This is a genomic window from Mycobacterium sp. 852014-50255_SCH5639931 (assembly GCF_001665605.1).
GTDB lineage: Bacteria > Actinomycetota > Actinomycetes > Mycobacteriales > Mycobacteriaceae > Mycobacterium > Mycobacterium paraffinicum.
In genome coordinates this window covers 61,638-88,392 of record NZ_LZSV01000035.1, presented here as the reverse complement: position 1 = coordinate 88,392, position 26,755 = coordinate 61,638, and the positions used below count along the sequence as shown (strand labels likewise).

Annotated in this window: 29 protein-coding genes, 4 tRNA genes and 1 pseudogene; 14 read left to right on the top strand and 20 right to left on the bottom strand. The window is 67.1% G+C overall.

Annotated features, from left to right (window positions below; genetic code table 11):
• Positions 1-98 precede the first annotated feature (98 nt).
• The 3 genes from A5758_RS21320 to A5758_RS21310 all read right to left on the bottom strand — a co-directional run bounded on the left by A5758_RS21320 (position 99) and on the right by A5758_RS21310 (position 362).
• A tRNA-Val gene (locus A5758_RS21320) sits at positions 99-173 on the bottom strand.
• 15 nt (positions 174-188) lie between these two features.
• Positions 189-262, bottom strand: a tRNA-Cys gene (locus A5758_RS21315).
• Between the two features lie 27 nt (positions 263-289).
• A tRNA-Gly gene (locus A5758_RS21310) sits at positions 290-362 on the bottom strand.
• Positions 363-544: 182 nt separating this feature from the next.
• Between A5758_RS21310 and A5758_RS21305 the strand changes: the two genes are divergently transcribed.
• Positions 545-616, top strand: a tRNA-Val gene (locus A5758_RS21305).
• A 38-nt stretch (positions 617-654) separates the two neighbouring features.
• On the opposite strand, the gene A5758_RS21300 is transcribed toward A5758_RS21305, so the two are convergent.
• A complete protein-coding gene (locus A5758_RS21300; RefSeq protein WP_067744103.1) occupies positions 655-1,635 on the bottom strand; it encodes an NAD(P)H nitroreductase in 981 nt (326 codons plus the stop codon).
• A gap of 435 nt (positions 1,636-2,070) precedes the next feature.
• On the bottom strand, positions 2,071-2,565 hold the full coding sequence (locus tag A5758_RS21295; RefSeq protein ID WP_082939792.1) for a hemerythrin domain-containing protein: 495 nt from the start codon (positions 2,563-2,565) through the stop codon (positions 2,071-2,073).
• Between the two features lie 64 nt (positions 2,566-2,629).
• On the opposite strand from A5758_RS21295, the gene A5758_RS21290 reads away from it, so the two are divergent.
• The 4 genes from A5758_RS21290 to A5758_RS21275 all read left to right on the top strand — a co-directional run bounded on the left by A5758_RS21290 (position 2,630) and on the right by A5758_RS21275 (position 6,336).
• A complete protein-coding gene (locus tag A5758_RS21290; protein ID WP_067744097.1) occupies positions 2,630-3,439 on the top strand; it encodes a class II glutamine amidotransferase in 810 nt (269 codons plus the stop codon).
• A 104-nt stretch (positions 3,440-3,543) separates the two neighbouring features.
• On the top strand, positions 3,544-5,019 hold the full coding sequence (locus tag A5758_RS21285) for a hypothetical protein (RefSeq protein WP_156622732.1): 1,476 nt from the start codon (positions 3,544-3,546) through the stop codon (positions 5,017-5,019).
• A 127-nt stretch (positions 5,020-5,146) separates the two neighbouring features.
• Positions 5,147-5,440, top strand: a complete 294-nt coding sequence (locus A5758_RS21280; protein WP_067744094.1) for a hypothetical protein — start codon at positions 5,147-5,149, stop codon at positions 5,438-5,440.
• A gap of 56 nt (positions 5,441-5,496) precedes the next feature.
• Positions 5,497-6,336 carry an enoyl-CoA hydratase/isomerase family protein gene (locus A5758_RS21275; RefSeq protein WP_067744091.1) on the top strand — a complete coding sequence of 280 codons (840 nt, stop codon included), beginning with the start codon at positions 5,497-5,499 and terminating at the stop codon, positions 6,334-6,336.
• Here A5758_RS21275 and A5758_RS21270 read toward each other — a convergent pair.
• Positions 6,331-7,107: an MBL fold metallo-hydrolase gene (locus A5758_RS21270; RefSeq protein WP_067744697.1), complete on the bottom strand. Its 777-nt coding sequence runs from the start codon at positions 7,105-7,107 to the stop codon at positions 6,331-6,333. The genes A5758_RS21275 and A5758_RS21270 overlap by 6 nt on opposite strands.
• A gap of 8 nt (positions 7,108-7,115) precedes the next feature.
• Positions 7,116-8,675 carry a long-chain-fatty-acid--CoA ligase gene (locus A5758_RS21265; protein WP_067744088.1) on the bottom strand — a complete coding sequence of 520 codons (1,560 nt, stop codon included), beginning with the start codon at positions 8,673-8,675 and terminating at the stop codon, positions 7,116-7,118.
• A gap of 151 nt (positions 8,676-8,826) precedes the next feature.
• Here A5758_RS21265 and A5758_RS21260 point away from each other — a divergent pair, with 151 nt between their 5' ends.
• Complete coding sequence (locus tag A5758_RS21260; protein ID WP_067205868.1) at positions 8,827-9,417, top strand: carboxymuconolactone decarboxylase family protein; 591 nt, start codon at positions 8,827-8,829, stop codon at positions 9,415-9,417.
• A 42-nt stretch (positions 9,418-9,459) separates the two neighbouring features.
• On the opposite strand, the gene A5758_RS21255 is transcribed toward A5758_RS21260, so the two are convergent.
• Positions 9,460-10,044, bottom strand: a complete 585-nt coding sequence (locus tag A5758_RS21255; RefSeq protein ID WP_067744085.1) for a hypothetical protein — start codon at positions 10,042-10,044, stop codon at positions 9,460-9,462.
• A 218-nt stretch (positions 10,045-10,262) separates the two neighbouring features.
• Here A5758_RS21255 and A5758_RS21250 point away from each other — a divergent pair, with 218 nt between their 5' ends.
• The 3 genes from A5758_RS21250 to A5758_RS21240 all read left to right on the top strand — a co-directional run bounded on the left by A5758_RS21250 (position 10,263) and on the right by A5758_RS21240 (position 12,851).
• On the top strand, positions 10,263-11,051 hold the full coding sequence (locus A5758_RS21250) for an SDR family NAD(P)-dependent oxidoreductase (RefSeq protein ID WP_067744082.1): 789 nt from the start codon (positions 10,263-10,265) through the stop codon (positions 11,049-11,051).
• A gap of 17 nt (positions 11,052-11,068) precedes the next feature.
• Positions 11,069-12,001 carry a catalase family peroxidase gene (locus tag A5758_RS21245; RefSeq protein WP_067744079.1) on the top strand — a complete coding sequence of 311 codons (933 nt, stop codon included), beginning with the start codon at positions 11,069-11,071 and terminating at the stop codon, positions 11,999-12,001.
• Between the two features lie 64 nt (positions 12,002-12,065).
• Complete coding sequence (locus tag A5758_RS21240; RefSeq protein WP_082939790.1) at positions 12,066-12,851, top strand: sulfite exporter TauE/SafE family protein; 786 nt, start codon at positions 12,066-12,068, stop codon at positions 12,849-12,851.
• 25 nt (positions 12,852-12,876) lie between these two features.
• Here A5758_RS21240 and A5758_RS21235 read toward each other — a convergent pair whose 3' ends face one another.
• Together A5758_RS21235 and A5758_RS21230 are read right to left on the bottom strand one after the other, a co-directional pair.
• Entirely contained in the window at positions 12,877-13,971 is a 1,095-nt protein-coding gene (locus tag A5758_RS21235) for a glutamate--cysteine ligase (RefSeq protein ID WP_067744073.1), read from the bottom strand.
• Positions 13,972-14,009: 38 nt separating this feature from the next.
• Complete coding sequence (locus A5758_RS21230) at positions 14,010-14,405, bottom strand: anti-sigma factor antagonist (protein ID WP_067205853.1); 396 nt, start codon at positions 14,403-14,405, stop codon at positions 14,010-14,012.
• A 200-nt stretch (positions 14,406-14,605) separates the two neighbouring features.
• Here A5758_RS21230 and A5758_RS21225 point away from each other — a divergent pair, with 200 nt between their 5' ends.
• Positions 14,606-15,226, top strand: coding sequence for a TetR/AcrR family transcriptional regulator (locus A5758_RS21225; protein WP_067205850.1), 621 nt, complete (start codon positions 14,606-14,608; stop codon positions 15,224-15,226).
• An 8-nt stretch (positions 15,227-15,234) separates the two neighbouring features.
• Here the strand turns inward: A5758_RS21225 and A5758_RS21220 are convergent, their stop codons facing one another.
• Together A5758_RS21220 and A5758_RS21215 are read right to left on the bottom strand one after the other, a co-directional pair.
• Positions 15,235-15,900 carry a DedA family protein gene (locus tag A5758_RS21220; RefSeq protein ID WP_067205847.1) on the bottom strand — a complete coding sequence of 222 codons (666 nt, stop codon included), beginning with the start codon at positions 15,898-15,900 and terminating at the stop codon, positions 15,235-15,237.
• A gap of 36 nt (positions 15,901-15,936) precedes the next feature.
• Positions 15,937-16,755 (bottom strand): SGNH/GDSL hydrolase family protein, encoded by an 819-nt coding sequence (locus tag A5758_RS21215; protein WP_156622731.1) that lies wholly within the window; start codon positions 16,753-16,755, stop codon positions 15,937-15,939.
• Positions 16,756-16,852: 97 nt separating this feature from the next.
• On the opposite strand from A5758_RS21215, the gene A5758_RS21210 reads away from it, so the two are divergent.
• Both A5758_RS21210 and A5758_RS21205 read left to right on the top strand, forming a co-directional pair.
• Complete coding sequence (locus A5758_RS21210) at positions 16,853-17,938, top strand: permease (protein ID WP_067744070.1); 1,086 nt, start codon at positions 16,853-16,855, stop codon at positions 17,936-17,938.
• Between the two features lie 41 nt (positions 17,939-17,979).
• Entirely contained in the window at positions 17,980-18,792 is an 813-nt protein-coding gene (locus A5758_RS21205) for an IclR family transcriptional regulator (RefSeq protein WP_067744067.1), read from the top strand.
• Between the two features lie 53 nt (positions 18,793-18,845).
• Here the strand turns inward: A5758_RS21205 and A5758_RS21200 are convergent.
• Positions 18,846-19,166, bottom strand: a pseudogene (locus A5758_RS21200) (polysaccharide deacetylase family protein); the annotation flags it as partial.
• A 56-nt stretch (positions 19,167-19,222) separates the two neighbouring features.
• On the opposite strand from A5758_RS21200, the gene A5758_RS21195 reads away from it, so the two are divergent.
• Positions 19,223-19,516 carry a YiaA/YiaB family inner membrane protein gene (locus tag A5758_RS21195; RefSeq protein WP_067744061.1) on the top strand — a complete coding sequence of 98 codons (294 nt, stop codon included), beginning with the start codon at positions 19,223-19,225 and terminating at the stop codon, positions 19,514-19,516.
• A 134-nt stretch (positions 19,517-19,650) separates the two neighbouring features.
• Complete coding sequence (locus tag A5758_RS21190) at positions 19,651-20,967, top strand: acyltransferase (protein ID WP_067744059.1); 1,317 nt, start codon at positions 19,651-19,653, stop codon at positions 20,965-20,967.
• A 48-nt stretch (positions 20,968-21,015) separates the two neighbouring features.
• Here the strand turns inward: A5758_RS21190 and A5758_RS21185 are convergent, their stop codons facing one another.
• The 7 genes from A5758_RS21185 to A5758_RS21155 are packed head-to-tail and all read right to left on the bottom strand — an operon-like array spanning position 21,016 to position 26,468.
• The gene (locus A5758_RS21185; RefSeq protein ID WP_067744056.1) at positions 21,016-21,678 is read right to left on the bottom strand and encodes a response regulator transcription factor; all 663 of its coding nucleotides are present in this window, start codon (positions 21,676-21,678) and stop codon (positions 21,016-21,018) included.
• The gene (gene macS, locus A5758_RS21180) at positions 21,668-22,828 is read right to left on the bottom strand and encodes a MacS family sensor histidine kinase (protein ID WP_067744053.1); all 1,161 of its coding nucleotides are present in this window, start codon (positions 22,826-22,828) and stop codon (positions 21,668-21,670) included. Before macS ends, A5758_RS21185 begins: the two co-directional genes overlap by 11 nt.
• Positions 22,829-22,876: 48 nt before the next feature.
• Complete coding sequence (locus A5758_RS21175; RefSeq protein ID WP_067744050.1) at positions 22,877-23,599, bottom strand: class II aldolase/adducin family protein; 723 nt, start codon at positions 23,597-23,599, stop codon at positions 22,877-22,879.
• Positions 23,596-24,390 (bottom strand): 3-(cis-5,6-dihydroxycyclohexa-1,3-dien-1-yl)propanoate dehydrogenase, encoded by a 795-nt coding sequence (gene hcaB, locus A5758_RS21170; protein ID WP_067744047.1) that lies wholly within the window; start codon positions 24,388-24,390, stop codon positions 23,596-23,598. The genes A5758_RS21175 and hcaB overlap by 4 nt, the downstream gene beginning before the upstream one ends.
• On the bottom strand, positions 24,374-24,652 hold the full coding sequence (locus tag A5758_RS21165) for a dihydrodiol dehydrogenase (protein WP_067744045.1): 279 nt from the start codon (positions 24,650-24,652) through the stop codon (positions 24,374-24,376). Before A5758_RS21165 ends, hcaB begins: the two co-directional genes overlap by 17 nt.
• Positions 24,649-25,176: a 3-phenylpropionate/cinnamic acid dioxygenase subunit beta gene (locus tag A5758_RS21160; protein ID WP_067744042.1), complete on the bottom strand. Its 528-nt coding sequence runs from the start codon at positions 25,174-25,176 to the stop codon at positions 24,649-24,651. The genes A5758_RS21165 and A5758_RS21160 overlap by 4 nt, the downstream gene beginning before the upstream one ends.
• Positions 25,173-26,468 carry an aromatic ring-hydroxylating dioxygenase subunit alpha gene (locus A5758_RS21155; RefSeq protein WP_067744691.1) on the bottom strand — a complete coding sequence of 432 codons (1,296 nt, stop codon included), beginning with the start codon at positions 26,466-26,468 and terminating at the stop codon, positions 25,173-25,175. Before A5758_RS21155 ends, A5758_RS21160 begins: the two co-directional genes overlap by 4 nt.
• Between the last annotated feature and the right edge of the window lie 287 nt (positions 26,469-26,755).

The window sequence follows — 26,755 nt, the reverse complement described above, 5'->3', positions numbered from 1 at the left end:
TGCATAGCAAACGATCGCATCACTGTGCCGTGTTGTCAGCGAATCGTCAGCAGTTGGGTGCTGTAGAGTAAAAAATATGCTCTGAGGTGCAAAAACTCTGGTGCGCGATACTGGGATTGAACCAGTGACCTCTTCCGTGTCAGGGAAGCGCTCTCCCGCTGAGCTAATCGCGCCGGGGTTCAAAAAGCTGGAGGTGGAGACGGGAATCGAACCCGTGTGCACGGCTTTGCAGGCCGTTGCCTCACCACTCGGCCACTCCACCGCTGGATTGATGCCACTTGCACCTTCGAGCGGATGACGGGATTCGAACCCGCGACCCTCACCTTGGCAAGGTGATGCGCTACCAACTGCGCTACATCCGCGCGCCTCGGACGACATCGTCGCCCGGTGCGAAGCACGACGATAGTCGACGTGAGCGGGCACATACAAATTTCTTGGTACGGACCGCGTCCAGGCTATCGCGACGTACCGAGGACGCGCAGGCGGCCGGTACTGTCGAGACCAGGCTCGTGCTAATCTTCGACGTCGTTCGCCTCTCGGCGCCGGTCCCGTGGCTCAGTGGGAGAGCGTCCGCTTCACACGCGGAAGGTCGCTGGTTCGATCCCAGCCGGGACCACAAGTAAAGATGCAGGTTGGCGCACCGGCCATGCCGCCTCAACCCCGCAGCCGCAAAACTTCGCTGAGCGGTCGACGCGGCGTGGGCTTGGGTGGTTCGGCCGCCGCGGGCGCCACACCCACACGGACCAGAACCTGCGGCCGCCTGCCCTCTTCCAGCAGGTCCGCAATCATCTCGCGCGTGACTTTGAGCTCGGTGACGTGAGTGACCGGGCACGTGGCCAGGTTCGCCATCGTGCATTCCAGCAACACCGCGGAGAGCGCTTCGCCGGACAACAACGCGCCAAGCCGAGTGTCGTCGTCGGTGGACAGCATCAGAATCGTCGACTCGTCTGCAGGGATGTCGGTGCGCCGTTCAAGGTTATGCGTCGTCGGGAACGTCCGCCCCACGTCGACGCGCTCCCTTTCGGCCGGCGACACCAGCGCACTGTACGGAATGCCCTCAGCGGCCTCGAAAGGCGCTGTCCACCAACGAATTTCCTCCTGATAGGCGGTGTCATAGAGGCGCACCGATTCGGCCACCCACGACGCCCGTGCCAGCCTGTCGCGCACGTCGTCAGCCATGACATCCAGATGCACGGCATCGTTGTCGATGGCACCCCGCAGCGACGGCTCGAACGCCTCCCAGTTCATCGGCGCGATGAACGGCAATCGGTCGGTCCGGCGGGCCCAGATCGCGGAGGCGCGACGCCGTTCTTCGTCGGTGACGTTCTCCGCGGGGGTGAAGTCGATGGACGCCAGATGGTTCGGATCCTTTGAGTCGGGGAACCGCGAGATCCGGGCTCGCCACCCCGCAGCGGCGAATGCAACTCGAAGGTGATCGAGCGCGGCGCCACAGCTGATCAGCGCCTCCCGGCCGGACCGGTCGGAAACCATCGCCCGGCTCGGATCGAGAAAAAGATCCAGCTGACCGCCGCCGGCCACCCACTGCCAGGGTTGGCTGTTATGCAGTGACGGCGCGCGGCATGCTGACCGCACCGCGTCCTCAATGAGTTCGGTGTCCGCCATGGCGGCTGGCATGTCGACCTCAATTCTTTTCCTTGGCACTTAGCATTCCACTTCTCGAGCCGCTTGTCGGTCGAGTCCCGCTTGAGCAATCCGACCCGTCCGATCCGGGTCGCGACCGATGTCTCACTGAGCGGAACTTGAGCTGACCGTGTTCCGCCGCCGAATCGGACCAGCTCAGGGCGGGAGATCAGGTCACAACACCCCGTCATGTCCGGCCTAGACCGTTTCAAGTGCGGCATGGTCTGTCCCTTCGCGGTCCGACGCAGGCAGTAAGCGTCAGACTTCGCAGCGTGCTGGCAGACGAAGACGGGTCGGCCGCCCCACCGCTCGCGCGAGCCCAAAGCACTTCGCCCTCAAACATTTCTGAGCTCGCTGCGTCTCGAATGACTGCCGCCCATCCCATGTTCCGGCGCGGGGCGGCGGAATGAACGCGTAATTCAGACTCAGCTATCTCTTGGCTCGCGCGGCGAACTCGGTCCAACGGGGCACGTCCTTACGTAAGGCGAGAAGCTCCCGATAGAGCGCCTCTTGCTCCTCGAGTGGGATGCGGCCAATGACGCCGAACAATTCGCCGCATTCGGCAACGTGGGCCTCTGTCAACTCCGAGGATTGCAGCAGGGTCCGACGGTCGGTTTCGGTCAACTCCGCGCCTTCTGACAACTTCGCGAGGGCTTTGATGACCGACAGGCCTTCACCGTGCTCCTGGTAAAGCAGGTCGACCTCGGCATCGCCCAACATGCGACGCAACGCCGGGTAGAAGAACTGCTCTTCGAAGGCGATGTGCGCGCCGGCTTCGCGATCGACGCGCTCGCCACGAGCCTTCGCCGCCCGATCGTCGCCTGCCCTGAGATGCTCGGAAACCTCGTGCAGGCCACGCCCAAGGACAGCATGGTCTTCCTTGAACGCTTCGACCAAATCCGATGGCTGCCAGGCATTTGTCATGCAGCAAACTTCCTCATCACATTTAACGACAGTATAGTTGCGCTCGGGAAAGGCAATCACGGCAATGTGTCGCCTCTATGGTTTTCGCGCCAATGAGCCCACCAAGGTGGAGTGCACACTCGCCTACGCGCAAAACGCACTGATGGTGCAGAGCCGCGAAGACGTGACCGGCCGCGGGAACGCACATGGCTGGGGTATTGCGACCTACGAGGACCAGTGCCCGCGCGTCGAGCGGCAAGCCTGGGCTGCCTACCAAGGAGAGCATTTCCGGCGGGCAGCCTCGCGAATCTTCTCGCGGCAGGTGCTAGCCCACGTGCGCCGCGCAACCGTTGGTGGTCCCAAGATCGAGAACACCCATCCCTTCGTCGATGGTCCTTGGGCATTCATCCACAACGGCACAGTTCCCGGCTTCGACCGGCTGCGCCCGCGATTGCTCGGGCTTCTGCCGAGGGAGCGATGCAACGCGATCCGCGGTGACACCGACAGCGAACATATTTTCCACTATCTGCGCAGCCTGCAAGCGCGTACGCCGGATCGCCCGCTGCTGGATGTGCTGCGCCAAGGGCTCCGTCAAATTGCCGAGTGGTGCCAGGAGATCGAGCCGACCGCACCGATCGGCCTCAATGTCATCTTGACGGACGGCGAACAGATGGTCGGCAGCCGCATGGGACGTACGCTCTACTTCATCGAGCGTGAAGGTGTGCATGATTGCGAAATCTGCGGCTTCCCGCATATTCACCATGACACCGACCGGCTCTACCGCGCAGTTGTCGTCGCCTCTGAACCGATCAGTCATGAGAGTTGGCGCGAGATCCCGGAGTGCTGTGTGTATAAGGTGAATGAACACTTCAGGTTCGAGAGTGAGCCGCTGTAGGTGTTTGTTTCCAATGGATTTGGTGACCTAGTGTGGGCGATCTCCAGATCGCAGCGCATAGGCTCGCGTTACACAGTGGGTCCAGGAAGCAGGGCTGGGCAGCAATGGACACACAGCTGCTCCCGGTAGTCCCGCGGATTGCCGCAACGCTTGACGAGGACGAGTTGCGCCACGTTCAGGCGGTAGCTCAAAAAATGGCTGCGGAGGACCCGGCGCTGGCGGCGCCCAGTGTGTTCGGGGAGCGCGTGCGGTCAGGCATGTCGGGGGACCTGTGGCTTGTCATCGGCGATACGCGCGAAATTGGCCTTTCCACACCGGAGAAGGCACTGACCTATGAATATCGGCTTTCCCTTCTCGCGCGCCGCGATGACCTCGTTGTTTTCAGTCGTGAGCCGCACCCCGATTTCGAGCATTACCGTTCGCATTACCTCGGGACCGGGCCGGTCATTGGCCTCGATTTGTCCTCCGGTGCCGGCAATCCTTTGCTGCCACTGGCGGCGCGCTGTCGGCTCGATGACGAGGTGTTCTCTCGCATCGTCGAAGCGACGAGGCGAAAGGGCGGTCTGACCGTCGTCCCCCATATCGGCATGGGCAGCACGTGGCAACTCGCCGCAGCCGTTGCTGAGACAGCGAAACTTCACGTTGATGTTGCGAGCTCATCGCCGCGGCTTACCAGGCGCGTCAACGACAAGCTGTGGTTCGCACGATTGATCGGCGAGGTCCTCGGCGAGAATGCCCTGCCTCCAACGTTAGCCGCGTACGGTCCCGCCGCGCTCGCCCATCGTATTCGTGCATTGGCTCGATCGGCTGCACGAGTGGTAGTGAAGGTGCCCTACAGTGCGGGCGGGGCCGGGAACGTGAGCGTCGCCGCAACTGAAGTGGCCGGAGCTGCGCTGTCCGTCGTCAAGGAATACATTCTCGCCGCACTGCATGCGCTTGGCTGGTATGACGTTTATCCGCTGCTGGTCGGGTTATGGGAGGCGCCGGCGTTGAGCAGTCCTTCTGTGCAGCTGTGGATCCCGGCTATCGGCGCCGGCCCGCCTGTCATCGAGGGCCTGTTCGAGCAGATCCTCGAGGGCGCTGAAGGTACGTTTGTAGGGTCAGTGCCGGCGAAGTTTCCGGAGCGCTGGCGAAACCAACTCGCCAATCAAGCGATGCGTTTGGCGACCGTCTTGCAACTGCTGGGATACTTCGGTCGGTGTAGTCTCGACGCGCTGTTGGTCGGGCAGAGCTTCGACTCCGCGGCTCTACACTGGATTGAGTGCAACGGTCGCTGGGGCGGTGTCTCCATTCCGATGACAATCATGAACCGATTGAGCCGGGATCCCGCCCGCGCGAAATTGGTAGTGGCACAACGATTCTGTGAGAGCCAACCGCCGCGGCGTTTCGCCGACGCTGTTCGTGCTCTTGACGATCTGCTCTTCAAACCGGGAAGACAGGAACAGGGCATCATTCTGTTGAGCCCAGTCGAGATCGAAGCCGGGCGGGGCGCGCAAATGCTGGCCTGCGCCCAAACCGTCACTGCTGCGCGCGAGCTGGCAGAACGCGCGATCCGAATTCTGTCAGGGCCCTCGAGCTGAGGTAGTTGGCGGATGACATCACGGGTGGTCTGCGCGCGGGTGAGCCCAACACGGGTCGTCGTGGCTGCGCCGCGACGCCGGTCTCGGCTAACGTGCCCGACATTAAGACATACAAGGACGGTGGACGATGGTAGGCAACCAAGAGGGCATCGGCACGCTGAAGCTCGAATGCCCGCAGGGCCATCCCGTGGGCAGGATCCTCAAGGACGCCCCGCACCAGGCCGTTCAGTACGATCCCGGCGCCATGGTGGGGGCGCGCCGGTTCTGGCCGGACGAGGACGACCAGCCGCAATTCAAATCGAGCTGCCGATTCTGCGAGAAGCCGGTGGGGGATGCCACGGCCACGCTGCAGGTGAAACTGGCCGAAGTGATCGCCGACGCGGCCGCAACCACCGGCACGGCCACGCTGGCGTACCTCTAGGCAGCCGCCACGGCTACTGTAAGAGCGACAGTAGCGACCGACGTAAGAGGAGTCCCGTGGCCCAGGTTCCCCCGACCTCGCACGACGCCCCCCGCCCGCCCGAGGGGGATTGGCTCGGCACGCCATACCTCACGTTCGAGCGTCAGGGGTCGATCGCGGTGTGCACCATCAACCGCCCCGAAGCGCGTAACGCCCTGACGCCCGCCATGTACTTCGGAATCCGTTACGCCGTCGGGCGTCTCAACGAGGACCCCGAATTGGCCGGGCTGCTGATCACCGGGACCGGGGACGTGTTTGCGCCCGGTGGCGACATGGGCGGCGGGGGAGCCACCGACAACTGGATCACCTTCGGCGGCGCGCTGGGCATGGACGTCACCCCGTTCGACACCGTGCGCACGTCGGCCAAGCCGATCGTTTCGGCGGTCAACGGCCTGTGCCAGGGCGGCGGGTTCCAGATCGCGCTGTGCAGCGACCTGTCGGTGGTCAGCGACCGGGCCACCTTCCGCGTGCCCGAGCTGTTCCGCGGGTACGCCGACACCTACTACAGCCAGATGCTCACCCGGGTCATCGGGCCGGTGCGCACCCGCGACCTGATGTTCACCGGACGGGTGCTGACCGCCGTCGAGGCCCTGGACTGGGGCCTGGTCACCCGCGTCGTGCCGCACGAGAGCCTGCTCGACGCGGCCAAAGACCTGCTCGCGCAGTGCTGCCGCACCGCGCCGCGCGCCCGCGGTGTCATCAAGTCGAGCATCGACAGCTACCTGGGCCTCTATGACCGCATCGGCATGACCAGCAGCCTGAGCGACGCGGAGGCGCGGGAAGGCTTCCGCGCCTTCAAGGAGCGCCGCTCGCCCGACTGGGTGCACCCGGACCTGCGCGCCGAGGGGCGGCTATAAGTCGATCCACTCCCCGTGGGGAGCGACCCGCAACCGGTCGCTGATCCCGGCCTGGTCGAACGCCGCGGCGAACTCGTCGACGCCCTCGTTGAAGTGCGCCCAGCCGTCCACGTGGGCCGGTATCACCACCCGGGCCCCCAGGATCTCGGCGGCGGCCGCCGCGCGCGCCGCGGTCAGCGTCAGCGGCCGCCCGCGCTCCTTGGTCGGCACGCTGGCCGCCCCGGCGAACAGCACCGCGACGTCGATGGCACCCACCAGGTCGGCCACGTCCTTGACCGCCGCCATCGAGGCGTTGTCGCCGCTGAGGTACACGGTGGGCAGCCCGGGCCCGGACAGCACGAACCCGGTCACCTCGCAGTTGACGTGGCCGCTTTCGTCACGCTGCCCGTCCGCCGGGCCGTGCACCGCCGGAACGGCTTGCACGGCAAGCGATCCGGAGAGCTCATGCGTCTGCCAGGGCGCCACCCCCACCGCCGGCGGCCCCAACCGCCCGGCGCCGCCCGGATGGGTGAGCACCAGCGGCGCGGCCAGGGCCATCCGGCGGCCGCCGTCGTCGAGGTTGTCGGGATGCTGGTCGTGGCTGATCAAGACCGCGTCCACCGGGCCGAGCGCCTCGGCGCTCACGGCGGGCCCGGTGAGCTTGGTCAGGTACGCGTGCACCCCGGGCGGGTCGAACGTCGGGTCCATCACGAACCGGCGGCCCGCGATGTCGACGACCGTGGTCGGTCCGCCCAGCACACTGATCGCGCGGGCGCGCCGCTGCGCGTCCACCAACGCGCTCATATGCCCCGGGCCCGGTCGCGCCAATACGGTTCGCGCAGCTCGGTTTTGAGGATCTTGCCGCTGGCATTGCGCGGCAGCGATTCCACGAAGTCCACGGTTCGCGGGCATTTGTAGCCGGCGAGGTGCTGACGGCAGAATGCGATGACGTCGTCGGGATCGATCTCGCCGGTGGCCACCACGATCGCCTTGACCGATTCCCCCCAGAAGTCGTCGGGCACGCCGATCACCGCGGCGTCGGCGATGGCGGGATGCTCGATGAGCACGCTTTCCACCTCGGGCCCGTACACGTTCTCGCCGCCGGTGATGATCATGTCCTTCAGCCGGTCTTCGATGTACACATAGCCGTCGGCGTCCAGGCGGCCGACGTCACCGGTGCGCACCCAGTCGTCGTCGGTGATCGTCTCGGCGGTCGCCTCCGGCCGGTTCAGGTAGCCGCTCATGTTCTGGTTGCTCCGCACCCAGATCTCGCCGGGCTCCCCGGCCGGCACCGGTGCGCCCGTCTCCGGATCGACCACGCGAATCTCGGTGCCCAGCACCGCCTTTCCGGCCGCCAGCTGCAGGTGCGTGCGGGCGGAATCGCGATGATCGGCGTCGCTGAGCGCGGTGACCGCGCCGCACAGTTCCGTCTGCCCGTACACCTGCACGAAACGCGTTTCGGGCCAGGTGGACAGCGCCCGATGCAGCAAGGGCAACGGCATGGGCGCGGCCCCGTACACGATGTAGCGCAGGCCCGCGAACATGGCGTGGGCCGCTTCGCCGGCGTCGAGGAACCGGGCGATCACCGGCGGGACGAAGAACGCATGGGTCGCGCCGGATCGCACCGCGCCCATCAGGGCGGCGGCGTCGGGTTCGCGGGTCATGATCGTCGGCACACCGGCCCGAATGCCGAAGAGCGCGTAGCCGATTCCGCCCACGTGGAAGAGTGGCATGGCGACGAGGTTCGCGTCCCCATCATCAAACGGGAACGCCGGCGCCAGGTTCGCCGCGTGATTGACCAGCGCGCGCTGGCTCAGCAGGACGCCCTTCGGCCGCCCCGTGGTGCCGGAGCTGTAGATCACCAGCGCGGTCTCGCTCTCGTCGACCTCGGCATCGCTACCCGTGGGCGCCGCGGCGTCCAGCAGGGATTCGTACTCGTCGCCCACCACGACGATGCGCTGCACGCCCGGCGCTCGTTGGGCTGCCGCCTCGGCCGCGCCCTGCAGCTCGGCGCCGACGAATAGCAGCCGCGCGCCGCTGTCCTCGAGCACGTGGACGAGTTCGTCGCCGACGATGCGCCAGTTGACGACGGTCGTCACCGCGCCGATCGACGCCGCGGCGAAAAGCACCTCGAGGCAGGCGGGGTGGTTCTTGTCCAGAAAGGCCACGCACTGCCCGCGCTGCACACCGGCATCGCGCAGCGCGCCGGCCGCGCGCCGGATGCGCGCGGCCCAGTCAGCCCAGGACCACTGCCGTTCGCCGTAGCGAATCGCGATGGCGTCGGGCCGCTGCTGCGCGTGCCGGTCGACGAATCCGGCGAGCGTCTCCGTCGTGTTCGCCGTGGCGTCGGCTGGTGCCATGAACCCCTCCGAGGTCGATTTATTCCACTCTGTGATACGCGGTCGCGGCCGCGCACGCCACTGCGGCCCTCCGTTTGACTGGGAGCTTGCGCCTACCAGTGGTCACCAACAAGTCCTGGCACGCGCACCGGCGTCGGCGCACGATCAGGCTATGCCCGAAAAGACGCGTCTGCCGCTGCTGCCACCGGCCGGCCTGGGCCCTGAGCAGAAGCGCCTCTATGACGACATGGCGGCGGTGATCGAGCGCAACTTCGACGGACTCGTCGCGCGCCGCGAGGATGGCGCCCTGATCGGCCCCTTCAACGGCTGGCTGCATTTCCCGCAATTCGGAAAGCCGGCCTGGGCCTTCAATAAGGCGCTCTGGGAGCACAGGGTGCTGCCGGACGCCGTCCACCAGCTGGTGATCCTGGTGACCGCCGCCAAGTTCGGCGCTCGCTACGAGATCTATGGGCACGAGCACTTCGCCCGGCGGGCAGGGCTGGGCGAGCGCAAGATCGCGACGATCGCCGCGGGCGAACGTCCCCACGACCTCGACGACGACGAGGGTGCCGCGTACGACATGGCGGCCGCGCTGAACCGGGGCGGCGCGCTTCCGGAGACGACGTACCAAGCGGCGCGAGAGGCTTTTGGCGCTGGGGGCGTCGCCGAGATCGTCTTCCTGGTGGGATGTTTCTCGATGGTCGGTATCACGCTGAACGCGTTCGACGCGTCGGTGCCGGGCAGAGAGGAAAATCTCGGCTAATGCTGCGCCCGTTGGTGTTTCATCGGGAATGAGCCGCGGGCCTCATTCCATCGACCGGATCATCATCCCGCCGTCGTCGACGGCCTGAGGAGTCGCGTTGTTGTTCTGTCTGAAGTCGATGAAGACCGACCGTCGGTTGGACGTGTTCAGCAGCTCGGTGAAGGTGCCCAGGACGGGAATCGGTCCATCTGCTGCCGGAACGTCGGCGGTGTAATCCACCGACGCCCGTTGCTGGAAGTTGGCGCTTTGGAGCGGTTGCGTATCGGGTGCCGTCAAGTTCCTCAGATTGCCCAGCCCGGACGCGGATGCGTACTGATCCATGTCGTCCTGCAGGACCGCGCCGACATCGGTACTGCCGGCCGGCTTGACCGCCACTCGCAACTGCGCGCTGCCGTCGGCGTTGCTAAGCGCCACCCAATTCGGACCACGGTGCCCGAGCGCCCACCCGGGCGCCGGAGCGATCGTGACGCCTTCGGCAACGGCGATCGACTCGGCCGATGCGAGTCGCACCGCCGGCGGTTCGGCGGTGGCGATCAGCACGATCGTCGCCGTCAATCCCGTGGCCACGGCCATCGCGGTGGCGGCGACCCGCTTAAAACGTGGTGGCCCGAGTCTCGACGAACACATGCGCTGGCTCCTGATCCGGGGGCAAACGGGGGGTTCGCCCACTGGTTCTACGATGTCCCCGCAAGCGGGTGGTGTCCAAGATTGGGCCGCTATTTGCTGATAGCTTTCCGTTATCGACCTGCCGGCAGGCGATGCGTGCAAGAATTTGCCCGCGCGCGTGGGACGCGGTGTGTCAACATTTCTGCGGCATAACACGATCCGATAAGAGGGGACCAAACGTGGTGAACCCTGACCGAGCCGGCTCGCGCACCTTCGTCGTGACGGGCGCCGCGTCCGGAATCGGCCTGGCGACCGCGAGGCGCCTACTGGCCGAGGGCGGCACGGTGATCGGCGCCGACCTGGCCGCGGCGCCGGACCTCGGCCCCCGATTCCAATTCGTCACCGCCGACGTGACCGACGAAGCCGCGATCGCCGCGGTGCTGGCCGCCGTGCCCGACCGCCTCGACGGCGTCCTGCACGCCGCCGGGGTCGCCGGGGGAGGCCCGGTCCACCTGCTCGACCGCGCCGAATGGGACCGGGTGATCGGCATCAACCTCACCGGCACCTTCCTGGTGGCGAAGGCGGCGCTGGCCCGGATGATCGAGCAACCCCGCGTCGACGGCGAACGCGGTTCGCTGGTGACCGTCGCCAGCGTCGAGGGCCTGGAAGGCACGGCGGGCGGCAGTTCGTACAACGCGGCCAAGGGTGGCGTCGTGCTGCTCACCAAGAACATCGCGCTCGACTACGGGCCGAGCGGCATCCGGGCCAACGCCATCTGTCCGGGTTTCATCGAAACACCAATGGCCCAAAGCGTCTTCGGTCTCCCGGGTATGGAGGGTCCGTTGCAATCCATCACCTCCGAACACGCCCTGCAACGGCTGGGCCAGCCGGAGGAGGTGGCGGCCATGGCGGCATTCCTGCTGTCGCCCGACGCCTCGTTCGTCAGCGGCCAGGCCATTGCCGTCGACGGCGGCTACACCGCCGGTCGCGATCACGGTGTGGTCAAACTCTTCGGCTTTCCCTCCTAGCGCCTTAAGATTCGCGCATGGTCACTCCCGATGACGCGATCGAGGCGATCCGAGGCACCGGCGGCGCGCAGCCGGGCTGCCGCGCGCTACACGCCAAAGGCACGCTCTACCGCGGCACGTTCACCGCGACACCCGATGCGGTCATGCTCACGCGCGCAAAGCATCTCGATGGTTCGACGGTCCCGGCGCTGATCCGCTTCTCCAACGGCGCAGGCAATCCCAAACAGCGCGACAACGTGGCGGGCATCCGCGGGATGGCGGTGAAGTTCACCCTGCCCGACGGCTCCACCACCGACGTGTCGACGCAGACCGCACGCCTGTTCGTTTCCAGCACACCGGACGGGTTCGTCGATCTGCTCAAGGCGATGCGGCCCGGCCTGACCACGCCCCTGCGCATGGCCAAATACTTTCTCACGCATCCGAAGCTGCTCGGCGCGCTACCGGTGGTGCGGGACGCCAACAGGATTCCGGCGAGCTACGCCACCGTCGAGTACCACGGCCTGCACGCCTTCCGCTGGGTCGCCGCCGACGGCAGCGCCAGATTCGTTCGCTATCACCTGGTTCCGGCCGCCGCGGAGAACTTCCTATCGGCATCCGCCGCCCACGGCAAAGGCGCGGACTTCCTCACCGACGAGCTGAACGCGCGCCTGGAGGGCGGACCGGTGCGGTTCGGATATCGCGTGCAGATCGCCGGACCCACCGACTCGACGGTGGACCCGTCGGCGCCCTGGCAGAGCACGCAGATCGCGACCGTCGGCACCCTCGAGATCACCGGACTGGAGACCGAGCGCGAGCACGGCGGTGACATCGTCGTTTTCGACCCGATGCGCGTCACCGACGGCATCGAGCCCTCCGACGACCCGGTGCTGCACTTCCGGACGCTGGCCTATTCGGCGTCGGTCAAGCTGCGCGCCGGCGTCGACCGCGGGGGCGAAGCGCCGCCCGCCTGACGGGGAGCATAACCCGGCGGTCGCCCGCATGCCGAAACCGGCGGCAGGCTAAGGTTTTTCTTCAGTGTCGCCTTCCCACATGATTCTCATTTGCTTGGCCGGGTTCGGCGCCGGCGCCATCAACGCGCTGGTCGGGTCCGGCACGTTGATCACGTTCCCCACGCTGGTCGCCCTCGGCTTCCCACCGGTGACGGCCACTATGTCGAACGCGATCGGTCTGGTCGCCGGCAGCGTGTCGGGCACCTGGGGCTACCGCGCCGAGCTGCGCGGCCAGTGGGATCGGCTGCGCTGGCAGCTTCCGGCGTCGCTGGGCGGCGCGGTGCTGGGCGCCTTCCTGCTGCTGCATCTGCCGGAGAAGGTCTTCGCCGAAGTGGTGCCGGTGCTGTTGGTCATGGCGCTGACTCTGGTGGTCGCCGGGCCGCGGATTCAGGCGTGGACGGGCCGGCGCGCCGAGGCCGCGGGCCGCTCGCCCGAGCACATCACACCCCGCCGCATGGCCGTCCTGGTGTTCGGGACATTCGCCGTCGGCGTCTATGGCGGTTATTTCACCGCCGCTCAGGGCATCCTGTTGGTCGGCCTGATGGGCGCGCTGCTGCCGGAGTCGGTACAGCGGATGAATGCCGCCAAGAACCTGCTGGCCCTCGTGGTCAATGTCGTTGCCGCGATTGCCTATACGTTGGTCGCCTTCGGCCGGATCAGCTGGCCGGCCGCCGGGCTGATCGCCGTGGGTTCGCTGATCGGCGGGCTGATCGGGGCGCGCTACGGCCGCCGGCTGTCGGGAAACGCGCTGCGCGCCACGATCGTGGTCGTCGGCCTGATCGGGCTGTATCGACTGCTCGCCGTGGCCTGACGGGTGCGGCTGTGCCCCAAGGGGTTCAGCTCAGCGTGGCGGCGGCCGCTTCGTCGATGACGTCCATCACCTCGCCCCGCTTGCGCCACGCCCGCAGCTGACGCATCGCCCCGTTGCCCTGCATGGCGACGCGGTCGAGTTCGCCTACGACGCGGTCGTATTCGCCGAGCGTCTCCAACGCCGGCCGCACGCGCTGCACGAGGGCGCCCAACTGATCGCGAGCCGACACCGCTCCGCCGCCGTGGATCAGGTCGAGCGTGCGACCGGCGAGCCCGTCGTGGGCGGCCTTCCAGTACGCCGCGCGCAGGGCCGCCGGCGGAAGCCGCCCGGGCTCGTCTTCGCGCCCGCGGGCCTCGAGCGCCGTCATCACCGCGGCCCTGACGAGCGTGGCGAGCAGCACCGTTTCCGCGACGGTCGCCGGCACGTCGGCCACCCGCACCTCGATCGTCGGGAAGTTCTCCGACGGACGCACGTCCCAATAGACCATCTTCTCGTCCAGGATCACTTCGCTGTCGATCAGCATCCGCACTGTGCGGGCGTAGTCGTCGGGCGACGGGAAGAACGGCGGCGGCCCGGCCACCGGCCAGCGTCGCCACAGGACACTGCGCCAGCTCGCGTAGCCGCTGTCGGCGCTGCGGTATACCGCCGAATTAGCCGCCAGCGCAAGCAAATTCGGCAGCCACGGCCGCAGCCAGTTGCTGACATGGATGGCGGCCGCGCGGTCGGGAACCTCGACGTGCACATGGCATCCGCAGATCCCTTGCTCGTGCGCGACCATCCCGTACTCCGCGCCGATCCGGCGATAGCGGGGCGTGTCAGTGACGGGAGACTCATGCGGTGTGGTCGGGGGAAGACCGGCGGCGAGCAGCCGAAGCCCCGCAGCCTCGGCCGCCTGTGCCGCGGTGCGCCGCAGCCGGGCCAGTTCCTGGCCGAGTTCCGTGCTGGTCGACACCACGCTGGAGGTGGTTTCCACTTGGCAACTGCTGAGTTCCAGCTGCAGCTCAACACCCCGGCGCTTGGCCTCGGCGGCCACATCGGCGTTTTGCGGAGCCGGTTCGCCGGTTCGCGGGTCGACAAGGAGGAATTCTTCCTCCGCGCCGAAGGTGGGAGGGTCGCTCATCCAGGCGCAGGGGCCCTATCAGTGTCCGTGCTGCGCCGTCACCAACGGGCCGCGGACGCCAACGCGGAATCGGCGGTCGGGTAGATGGGCAGGAGGGCCGACAGGCCGCACGCGTCGACGATGCGCGCGACGATCGGCTCGCGGCTCACCAGGCGCAACTCGATGCCACGCTCCTTGCAGCGCTTCGCCTCGTCGGCCAGCACCGCGAACGCGCAGCAGGCCATGAAATCGAGGCCCGTGACGTCGACGACCAGGGCACCCGGAGCGATGACGATGCCGGCGACTTCGCTGACCAACTGGCGCCAGGTGTGCTCGTTGCACGCGTCTACCTCCCCGCCCGCATAGATCAGTACCGCCGGGCCGCTGCGATCGGCTGACGCGCGCAGCGTGCTGTTGGGGTCGCCCAGCTCGTAGACCAGCTTCGTGCTGAGCATCAGGTGGGTAGTTGTCATGGGTTCTGCAATGGCCGAGCTCAACATCTTGGACTCCTAATCGACCAGCGTCTACGACGCTGCGATGGATGCCCGTCCTGCCCTCTGAAGACAGACTTTCTCGCGGAATGCGAATCTCTTTTCTATAACAAGACAGGTCTGTCTGTCTACCTGTGCCAGCTAAGAGTATGTTGTGGGTTGCTATGACAACTTCCGATGTCGGAACGCCCGCCGCGTCGGCTCGTGAACGTATCCTGGCCGCGGCATATGAGCTGTTCAGCCGGCGTGGAATCCGTGCGGTCGGTACCGAAGAGGTGATCGACCGGGCCGGTGTCGCCAGGGCTACGTTGTACCGGCACTTCGCCACCAAGAACGACCTCGTGCTGGCCGTGCTGCAGCGGCGCGAGGAACTGTGGACCCACGGCCTGATCGAGGAGCAGTCACGGCGGCGGGGCGAGACGCCCGAGCAACAGTTGCTCGCGATTTTCGACGTCATGCACGACTGGATTCAGCTCCGCGACGGCTATGAGGGCTGCTCGTTCATCAACGTGCTGCTCGAGCTCGGGCCCGATTCCCCCGCGGGAAGGGCCTGCATCACCCACATCGACCATGTTCGCGACATCGTGCGTCAGCGCGCCGTCGCCGCGGGTCTGACCGACGTCGAGGACTTCGCCTCGTCCTGGCACATCTTGATGAAGGGCGCCATCATTCTGGCGGCTGTGGGCGACGTGGATGCGGCGTTGCGTGCCCGCAGGATGGCCGTTCCCCTCATCGAAGAGCACCGTCCGGTTGCGCCCGAGGATCTCGGCGAGGCGGCCAGCTAGCCGCTGGCTCAAGCTGCGTCGGCCGCGGTGCTGTCGGCCTTGCGGTAATGCTCGGCCTCGAGCTCGGCGATGGCCCGGGAGGTGCGTTCCCGCAGCGCGAAGGCAGCGATCAGCCCGAACACGATCGCGATGACCAGCGCTATCCAGGAGAACCGTTCCAGCCAGCGTTCCGCGGCCATTCCGGCGTAGTACACCAGCGCGGTGGTGCCACCGGCCCAGCAGATGGCGCCCGAGACGTTGGCCGCCAAGAACCGGGGGTAGTGCATCTTCAGGGCCCCGGCCAGCGGCCCGGCGAAGATCCGCAGCAGCGCGATGAACCGGCCGAGGAAGACCGCCCGAACCCCCCAGCGGTTGAACAACTTTTCGGCCAACGCGACGTGTCCGGGACCGAAATGTTTGGGGAAGCGCCGGCCCAGGCGGTCGAAGAGCGGCATGCCGAACCGGCGTCCGATCGCGTACCCGATCGAGTCGCCGACCACGGCGCCGATCACCGCCGCGACGCCGACGCCGACGGGGTTGACGGGCAGATCGTCATGCGACGACATCAGCGCGGCGCTGACCAGGATGATCTCCCCGGGAAGGGGAATGCCCAGGCTCTCGAGCCCGACCACACCGCCGACCACCAGGTAGACCGCGAGCGGCGGGATCGCGTGCAGCAAAGCCTCCACATCCATGCGTCCAGGATGCCTGACCGTCCGGCGATACGCGTCCTAAACCCTCCGGTTCGCGTCGGCCGGTCGGCTCGGCGCGCCGAGGCTCTCCAACTGTGGCCGTTTGGGCTCCCGGCCGTCGGCCGACGACAGGCCGCGCAGGCGCCGCCAGATCCACGGGAAGAAACTGTCCTGCGTCCAGCGCAACTGCTCATAGGTGCCTGCGGTCAGCGACCGGCGCCTCGCGTCGGGGCTGCCGTGGGCCCAATCATGGTTGCTGCCAGGCAAATCCAGTGCCTCGGCGGCCGCGGCGGCGAACAGCATGTGCCCCTTGGTGGAGGCGTGCACCCGGTCGATGGCCCAGGTGTCCAGCTCGCGCATCGACGGCGCGTTGTACAGGTCGACGAGCCGGAAACCGTAGCGATCGGTGGCGGCCGTGATCGCCGCATTGATGCGGGCGAGACGCCCGGACACCAGCCGACCGAGCGGGAGGAACTGAGCGACGTTCGGGAAAGTCGTCGTCACCACCGTCGCGCCGGATCTGGCCAACGCGGCGTAGACGTGTTCGAGGTCGGCCAGGGCCGGACCGAATGACCGCCCCGGCTGGATGACGTCGTTCATCCCCGCGCACACGGTGATCAGATCGGGCTGCATCGCCAGGGCCTGCGGGACCTGCTCGGACAAGACGTCGGCGACCCGTTTGCCGCGGATCGCCAGGTTGGCGTAGTGCAGTCCCGGGAAGAACGAATCGATCGTGACGGCGAGCCGGTCGGCGAATCCGAGGAGACCGACGACGTCGTCGCCGTCCCACAAGCCCTCGGTCTGACTGTCCCCGATGGCGACGTAACGGCGATACCCAGACGGAATAGCCCCGAACACGAAGCCGAGAATAATAGCGATCGCGGTCCCGGTGTGGTAAGCGTGGCCATCCACTCGCCGCAAAAGAATCGCACTTCGTGGGCTAGCCTCGTTCATCATGGCTATGCCTTTGAAGGGCAACGCAATTCACATCGGGCGCCGCGGGAACGTCGCGGTCGGTGTCTTCGTCACACTGGCCGTGTTCGTGGCGGGGTTGCTGTGGGCGAAGTGGCTGCCCTATGCCGCGAAGGCCGTCACAGCCCATCGGACCCATCATTGGTCCGGATCGAGCATTCTCATCATTGGTGGCGTGCACGCCGGGGATCGCCCGACATGGCACGCCGCCGCGACGTTCTTTCACGCTTATGTGTCGTCGATCTGGCCGGCGCTGGTGGTTGCGCTGCTGATCAGCGCCTCGGTTCAGGCGTTGATGCCGCCGTCGTGGTTGCCGCGGGCGTTGAACCGGCGTGGGCCCATCGCGAGCGCGCTGGCCGGCGGGGCGGCAAGTATGCCGTCGATGATGTGCACATGCTGCGCGGCGCCCGTTGCGGTCACCTTGCGACGCAACGGCGTCGTTGGTCCTGCGGCCGCCGCGTACTGGCTGGGCAATCCGTTGCTGAACCCGGCGGTGCTCGTTTTCCTCTTCCTGGTCGGCCCGTGGCAATGGACCCTGACCAGGGTGATCGTCGGTGTCGCGGCGGTGCTTGGCGTCGGGGCGGCGGTCGGAATGGTCTCCCGCGGGTCCGTGGGTGCGACGCCCCCGGAGGCGCCCGCCGCGGCTGACGCCGAGCCCCCGCGACGGTCGCGCGGGTTCGTGCGGGCGCTGCTGTATCTGCGTTTGTTCCTGCTGCCCGAGTACGCAGTCCTGGTACTTGTTCTCGGGGCGTTCCGGGGCTGGCTGCTCACCCTCGGTCAACCCGCCCACCACGGCCTGCTACCGGGCTTGCTGCTCGTCGCGCTGGTCGCGATTGTCGGCACGCTCATCGTCATTCCGACGGCCGGAGAAATCCCGATCCTTCAGGGTCTGGCGCTGCTGGGTGCGTCGTCGGGAACCATCGGTGCGCTGCTGATCACCCTTCCGGCGGTGAGCCTTCCGGCAGCCGCGATGGTCGCGCGCAGCTTCGGGTGGAAGGCCATCGCGGTCACCGCGGCCGTGGTGAGCGGGGCGGGGTTACTGGGCGCGGCCGTCCTCAGCTTGCTGTGAGTCGCAACCTCTTCGCGTTGTCCCCGGGTAACTTCACTGTCATGCCGAAAAAGCGCGAGCCGGATGCGGAGGACGCCGAGGCGCCGCCCGCCGATTCGCTTGCGCCGCAGTATCCGATCGAGTCGGTAGACAACGCGCTCAAGCTGCTGCTGTTGTTGGGTGAACAACCCCAGATCCGGTTGAGCGAGGCCACCCGCTACCTGGGCGTGGCGTCGTCCACCGCGCATCGGTTGCTGGCGATGCTGGCCTACCGCGGGTTCGTCCGGCAGGACCCGGTGTCGAAGGCCTACCTGCCCGGACCGGCGTTGACCGGTGTGGCGTTCGCGATCTTCGGCCGCGTCGACATCCAGCGATCGGCCGCCCCGATCATGCGAAGCCTCGGTGAGCAGCTGCGCGAAACCATCCACGTCGGGATGTTGGACGGCGCCAGCGTCCGCTTCATCGCCGCCGTCGAAGGCCCGGCAGCGGTCCGGGTTGCGTCGCGGCTGGGCCGCACCATGCCGGCGCATTGCACATCGACGGGCAAGGTCATGCTGGCGCAGCTGCCCGAACCGGAGCTGCGTCAGCTGCTGCCGCACGAGCGGTTGGAACGCATCACGTCCTCGTCGATCGGCAGCCGGACCGAGTTGGAGGCCGAGCTCGCCGCGATCCGTGAGCGCGGTTACGCCATCAACCGCGAGGAAAGTGAGGAAGGCGTCGCTTCGGTCGCGGTTCCCATACCGACGCGGGCGCCGGGCCTGCGCCTCGCGCTCAACGCCGCCGCCCCGCAGAACCGGCTGGACGCCTCCCGCTACGGCGCGGTGGCCGCGGCTCTTGGCAAGGCGGCCAAGGAGATTGGCGACCAACTGGGCTGAGACGCGCCTCGAACGCTATGCCCGGTGCGGGAGCTCCGGTCGCAGGAACACGTGAGCGTCACCGTGCGCAGCCGACGCGCCCGAATGATCTCCACCAGCTGCCCGTACACATGGGTGACCGGTGGGTGGTTGAGGTGGCCGATCACGATGTTCTGTGGGACGAACGACTGGTATGCCATCCTGACGATCTGGTCTTCGGGAACCAGCGCGGAATCCCGTAAGTCGCCGGACCACAACGCGGTCACCTGGTAGCCCAGGTCGGCGGCCACCGCAGCGACCGCGGCATTGTGATGGCCGTACGGGGGCCGCAGGTAGGGAGTGGCGTCCACGCCATACGTATTTCGCAGTAACGCGTGCATGCGGGAGATCTCCTCGGTTTGAGTAGTCTTACGGATTCCGGCGAGCAGCACGTTGCCGCAGGCTGTTTGGCATGACCGTTCCCAATAGCATGTCCAAAACCACCGCCGCTTTCTTCGTTCAAGCCGCTGTCGCGTTCGCGATCAGCCTCGTGACCGCGCTGGGCGGGATCTACTTCCTTCCGCTCGACGGGTGGCAGCGATCGTTTCTCGGCATCACCTTCCTGTTCTTGGTGTCGAGCGCGTTCACCTTGGCCAAGGTGATTCGCGACCAACAGGAAGCCGCGACGGTGCGCGTCCGGTTGGACGAAGCACGCATCGAGAAACTGCTGGCCGACTACGACCCGCTCAATACGGCCGCGACCTGAGTAGTACTACTCAGGTCAGACGCGTAGAACTGCGCGGGCGCGAGCCCTGCGCGATCGGCCATGCTTGTCCCGACATCCCGCCGCTTAATCCCTTGTTCACCAACAGATTCCCTGAAAGGCCCGGTGCCATCGCCATGGCAGCTCTCACAAGATTCCCCGACGTCGCCGAGGTGGCGGCGGCCACTCCAGCCGACCGCGACCGCGTACTGGACGTCATCCGCATCACGTCGCTGATCGGTGTGGTGCTCGGCCACACCGTGATGGCCATCAGCATCATCCGCAACCACGTCTTGATCTGGGATAACCTGCTGACCACCTCGGTGGTGTTTCAGGCGGCGACCTGGCTTCTGCAGATCATGCCGCTGTTCTTCTTCGCCGGCGCCGCGGCCTGCCTATCGTCGTGGTCTGCCGGCACAAACTGGGGTGACTGGCTGATGAAACGCTGCACCAGACTGTTCCGGCCGGTGTTCTACTACTTGGCGTTTTGGGCGGTCGCGCTGACGGTGCTGTATCGAACTCTGCCGCAACACATCTACGAGCCGGTGGCCGGTGTCAGTACGCAGCTGCTGTGGTTCTTGGGCGCCTACGTGCTGGTGCTGGCCGCCATGCCGGTGTTGTACCGCATCACCAGCGCGGGACGTCTCGCCGCGGCTGTGGCCGGCGTCTACGCGACCATCGCGGCGATCGACGCCATTCGGCTGCACTGGCCGGCCATGATGCCGCTGGGCTACCTCAACCTGGCTGTCTGGCTCATCCCTGCCATGTTCGGCATCGCGTACCGCCGTCGGCTGCTCACCGGGCGCGCCGCACTCGTCATCGCGGCCATCGGGTTCGCCGTCGACGTCGCGCTGGTGCACTGGGGTCCGTACCAGATCAGCATGGTCGGCACCGGTGATCACCAGCTGTCCAACACCAGCCCGCCCTCACTGCTGTTGGCCGGGCACGCAATCGCCCTGAGCGCCTTGGCGATCGCGGCCGCGCCGGCGATCGCACGCTGGGCCCAGCGGCCACGGGTGTGGTGGTGGACGGCTATCGGTAACTCCGGAGCCATGACGCTGTACTTGTGGCACATGCCTGTGCTGCTCGGCGTGCATCTGGTCTTTGACTGCCTCGGCTGCCCTCGTTACCCGGGCTCGCGGGATTTCCTCGCCGTCAGCCTCGCGCAACTGCTCGTCGTGGCCGTCGCCGTGGCGGTGCTTTTCGTCGCACTGCGGCCGCTGGAGAACAACCCACTGTCGGGCTGGGACGGCGCCCCGGCGGTGACAGGGCGCGGGCGGGGAACGGCGATCGGCGCCCTGTTGTGCGTCGCGGGCGTGGCCATCCTTGCCGCCATCAGGTGGGGCCTCAAAGACGACGGCCTGGTGTGCATGGCCGTGATGGTGACCGCGCTGGTGGGCGCCCGCGTGGTGGCCGCCGCTTCGGCCAAGCGTCCCAACACTGTTCGCGGATAGCCGCAGGATTCGTTGACCCGCAGGGCAGTCACCTGGTTGCCCTGCGGGTCACGGCTCTTCGTCGAGGCCGTGCTCGATGGCGTAACGCGCCAACTCCACCCGGTTGGCGACCTGAAGTTTGCGGAAGGTCGCCTGCACGTGGTTTTCCACCGTGCGGTGGCTGAGCGACAGCTTCTGGGCGATCTGCTTGGCGGACAGGCCCTTTGCCACGTAGCGCAACACCTCGGTTTCGCGTTCGGTGAGGCTCGGCCGAGCGGGGCCGTCGTCCTTGCTCTGCGCCATCCGCCGGTATTCACCCAACACCAGCCCGGCCAGACTCGGGGTGAACACGGCGCGGCCTTCAGCGGTCGCTGTCACGGCTTGCGCCAGTTCTGATTTGGATGCGCTCTTGACCAGATACCCGGTCGCGCCGGCCTTGACGGCTTCCAACACGTCGTCTCGCTCGTCCGAGGCCGAGAGCACCAGCACCCGAGACGAGGGAGAGACCGCGAGCACTCCCGCGGTCGCTTGTGCGCCATCGCCGTCGGGCAGCTGCATATCCATCACCACGACGTCGGGTTTGACCACGGCCGCCCGCCGTCGCGCCGCGGCGACGCCATCGGCGGTGGCGACCACGGTGAACCCCTCGTCGGCCAGGTCGCGGGCGACCGCGTCACGCCAGATGGGATGGTCGTCGACGACCATCACCGTCGTGGGGGTCTCATCGGCCATGGGACGCCTTTCCGCGTGGCACGCACAACTCCCATTCGGCGCCTTCTCCCGGTTCGCTGCGCAGGTGGGCGCTGCCGCCCAGCGAAGTCAACCGACCGACGATCGATTGAGAGATGCCCAGGCGCCCCTGGCCGGCCGCTTCCTCGAGCCGGCCGGCGGCGATTCCCACCCCGTCGTCGCGGATGCTCACCACAACGGAATCGCCGAGGTCTTCGACGAGCACGAACGCGTGCGCGCCGGGCCCGGCATGCGCTTCCACGTTGTCCAGAGCGTTGCCAACCGCCGCGTCGAGCTCGGTGCCCACCCGGCGACCCAAGGGCACCGGTGTCGCGGGCAGGCTCAGCGACACCCGGTCGGATTCCCGGCAGCGCAGCAGGGTGCGCAGATCGATCGTGGCGCCGTCGGTGTCGTGGTCGATGTCCGTGCTGGCCAGCCATCGTCGCAGCGCGCGTTCCTGCTCGCTGGCCAGGTCGGCGAGTTCTGCTGTGGTGCCGCCGATTTCGTGGCCTTTCTTGGCCACCAGCGCCAGCACCTGGATGGCCCCGTCATGGACTTGGCGGGACAGGCGTTCCCGTTCTTGCACCGCGGCCGTCAGCCGGGCCGCCTGTTGGAGCTCATCGTGGGCGCGCCGCGCGGTTTGGGCGGCCATGCCGATCGCCATGCCGATCGCCAGCTCGATGATGACGGTGGCGTTATGCCCCAGGTTGAGGGCGAGATAGTTCTTGACCGCGAAATTGGTGGCCATCACCACCAGGCCCGCGAGCATGCCGCCGGCGGGGCCGAACTGGATAGCCGCCGAGATCGTGGGGTTGCTGGCCCACAGCGTTGTCGGCCAGGTCTGATTTTCGGCCGCCCAGTGTGGGGTGGTGACGATGGTGTTCGACGACATGAGCAGCACGACGATCACGACCTCGGCGAGCACCCACGCTGGTTTGCGACCGAACCCGCGTAAGTAAGCCACCGCGCACGCCGCGCTCCAACCGATCAGCACCGCGAACAGCACCCAGCCCAGCGCGGGCCGACGCAGGTCCGGGTTGATGGCGATCTGGAACCCGGTGGCGTAGATGCAGCTCAGCAGCCGGAACACTTGCGCCGCACGCCATAACGGCGTGGTGGGGTCAAGGCTGTTTTTCGCCATCGTGGTCAGCATAAGTCTGGGGCCTGATGGCGGTGGCGAAGATCGGCGTGTGACGCGACCTCAGTCGGCCGGCAACCGCGCAATTTCGTGCCGCCAGGCGGCCTCGGTGGTGAACGAGGGCCCCAGGTCGGGCAGGTCGTCCCAGTCGGCGTCGTCGATGTCCCGCAGGGTCCCGCCGGCGCCTTGCACCCGCAACGACATTCGGGCCAGCGCGTCGAGGCTGATGGCCTGCAGCACTGCCTCCGGCACGGTGGCGGCCGCGCTGGTGATCCCGTGTCCGCGGCAGATCACCATCGGCCGCCCGCGCATGGCGGCCACCATCTCCTTGCCGAGCGCCGGGGTGCGGATCAGCACGGCGCGTTCGTAGACGGGCACGCCGCCGCGGGCGAGCCACGCCCCGGGAATGTCGTACGCGCCGTAGATCGGCCGGATTGCGATGCCGGCCAGGTCGGCGGCGACCACGGCGGGCGGGTGCAGATGCGCGATGGCCCGGTGCCGGGGATCGGTCAACATGGTCTCGACGTGGATGGGCAATTCGTTGGGCACGCGGTACCCGTCGAGTTCGCCGTCGGCGCCGGCGCCGCCGTCGAAGGTGACGAGCCGGATGTCGCTGGGCCGGGTGAAAGCCACCCCGGTATCGGTGTCGCTGCGGCAGCGGACGAGCAGGAGCTCGTCGTCGATCCGCATGCTCAGGTGGCCGAGGATGCCGTCGATGAGGCCGCGGGCCGCGGCCACTCGGCAGCCCTGCGCCACCAGCGCGCGTTGCTCGTCAAGGGGGGTCATCGCGGTGCGCCCAGCCCGAATCCCCCGTCGGGGCGGACGGTTTCGCCGGTGATCCCGCGGGCCCGGTCGGACGCCAGGAACGCGAAACTCCACGCGTGATCCTGCCCGGAGAGCGCGACGTTCAGCGGCGTGCGCGCGGCCAGCTGTTGTGCCCGGTCGGCGGTGTCGTCCAGGCGGACGCCCTCGAGTCCAAGGCTGGCAAGCCCACGCAGGTCGGTGCCCAGCGTGCCGCCCGGCGCCACCCCGTTGACCCGGATCTGCGGCGCCAGCTCGTGGGCCAGGGCGGCCACCAGGCCGCGGACCGCGAATTTCGACGACACGTACAGTGCGCCACCACGTCCGGGATAGAACGACGACGCGGACTCGGTCAGGATGATCGAGGATCCCGTTCCGTCCCGCAGCCGGGGGAGCGCCGCCTTGACGGACTGCAGGTGGCTGAGCACGTTGGTGCGAAACATCTCGTCGAAAGCGCCGGGCAGGTCATCGGCGTCGATGTCGCCGATGCCCCGGTAGAAGTCGAAGACTCCGACGCAGTTGACCAGCGTGTCCAACCCGCCGTAACCGTCCACCGCGGCGGCGACCGCTCGTTCATTGGCTTCGCGGGTGGTCGCATCGCCGTCGACGACCGGAACATCGGGCAACTGCCGGCGTAAGGTCTCGCATTTTTCGTGATCGCGTTCCAGCGCAGCAACTTTCGCGCCCTCGATGCGAAACGCGTCCACCACGGCCCGGCCGATCCCGGAACCGGCGCCGACGACCAGCGCGCGCTTGCCCTCAAGCCAGCCGGCCATCACCCTCCTCGGCTTCATCGGGCAGCAGCGGCCCGTGGGAATTGCCGACCATTGCCGCCAGGGTGCGGCTGTTCTGCCAAGTCAGGGCCTCGACCTCGAGTGCGTCCAAGGTGATCCAGTGCCCGGATCGCGGTGCGCCGATCAGCAGCCTAGACCCGTTTCGGGTGTCGACCCGGCGCACCACCACCTCGGTGAACTCGTTTGCGACGACGAGGGGTTCGCCGACCGCGCCGTCCAGGAGCCGCTGCAGTTCGTCATTCACAGGAACACCGCCAGGTTTTGCATCCGTAGCACCGACTCGTCGGCGATGATATTGCGGCGGGCCAGCTTCCAGCGATCATCGCACCATCGCAACAAGTCCTCGCGCCCGCACGACAGCAAGGCGCTTTCGTTCACGTCGCCCCGGCTGCGGAACAGCAGTTCGGCCGAGTCCACCCACAGATGCGCCGGGTCGTCGTGCTCGAAGGTGCGTACGTTGGTGACGAAGTGGCGCAGCCGCGACGGCGGATCCTCGGCCCAGGCGTGTTCGGTGCCCATCCGCGCGACCCGCTGGCTCAGCGAATATCTGTCCTCGTCGAAGTGCGCCATCCCCGGGGAGGCGTCGAACCCGGCGCCGCGCGCGGTGGTGACCCGCACGGGCATCACGTAGCGGACATCGTCGGTCATCGTGTCCAGCCACGCCTCGTACTGCTGGGCATCCAGCAGATAGGCCTCGTCCACCAGGAACTGGTGCGCCTGCAGGTGCCGGACGTCATGAAACGGCAAGGACGGCAACGCCTTTGTCATGTGCCGGCCCCCTGCAGGTAATCGGCCCACATGTTCAGCAGCGCGCGCTGGTTGTACTCGTTGTAGCCGACCTGCGCGCGGCCCGGCCCGTGGAACGCCTCGGCGGTCAGCGGCTCGACCACCGGGCTGCCGTCGGACAGCAGCCCCATCCGGCTGTTCAGCAGTAGCCGCCGGGCCATCGAACCGCCCGCGGTGGTGGTCAGCGACACCCAGTTCTCCACGTCGTCCTGCTCGAACATGCCGGTCGAACCGAAGCACATCAGGTACGCCTTGTACGAGTCCTGTTTGTACTGCGGGGGAGCGGCGGAGTCCACCGCGAACCACGAGCAGACCTCGGTCTCGTTCTCGCTGATGGGCTGCCACAGCCGGATCGAGATGAAGGGCAGCACTTGGTCTTCGCGGTCATGCACCTTCGGCCAGTTGTGCACGAAGCTCAGATTGGGAAAGCAGGTGGCGGCCGAGATCATGAAACCGTCCTCGCCGACCATCCGCTGCTGCCGCGACGTCCACACGCCTTTGATCCGGCCGATCATCTCGTCGGGATAGCCGACGTAGCGCATCCGTTCGTCGAAGCCACCCGGCGGAAGTTTGTAGGTGGTGCCGCCGCCCCGGTGCGCCCAGTAGGTGGCGCCGTCCTTGCGTTTCTGCGCTTTCGGCTCGCGGAACAGGCCGATGTCCACGATCGACGCGTGCGTGTGCGGCGTGTGGTACATGTCGCCGGCGAAGTTCTCGGCGCCGATCTTCCAGTTGGCCTTGATGCGCCAGCGCTGCGGCCCCCGCACTTCGAGGCCGCCGGCACTCTGTTTGGTATAGAAGTCCAGATAGAACTTGAAGTCGCCGAGGAAGTCCTCGAGCGGTTCGGCGCTCGGGTCCATGCTGATGAACAGCAGACCGTTGTAGCTCGCGAATTTCGGTGCGGGCAGCAGGGTTTGGGCATTCCTGGCGAACCCGTCCTCGCCGCCGTAGGCCTCCCGATGAAACGGCAGGCCGGTGAGCTGGCCGTCGTTGCGGTAGGTCCAGCCGTGGTACGGGCAGCGGAAGTTGGAGGCGTTTCCCATCTCCGCGCGGCAGACCTGCATTCCCCGGTGCAGGCACATATTGAATAAGGCGCGCACTTCGCCGCTCGAGTCGCGAGTGATGATGAAGGAGTCGTCGAGCACCCGGCGCACCACGTAGTCGCCGTCCTGCGGGATCTCGGACTCGTGCGCCACGAACATCCACGCCCGTCCGAACAGCCGTTCCTTCTCCAGCGCGAACAGTTCACTGTCGTTGTAGATGTAGGCGGGGATCATCCCGTCGCGGACGCTGGCGAACGCGCCGTCGAGACGGCCGCCGCAGGCGTCGCGATGGACCGTCACAGTGACCCCCTCACACCTTCAATTGTCTGCTGTGCAGAGAAGTATTCCGCTAAGTAGAATCCCGCATCCACCCGCCGGTGGTCAATCACCCCGCTTGCCGGGCCCACTCCGCGGTCAGGGGTCTACAAGGATGCTTTGTGGTAACTCACAGGTTTCTGACGACTAAGCGGCCAGAAGCCCGGGCTACGGTGGTCACGTCGGCCCCGCTGCGCATGTGAGTA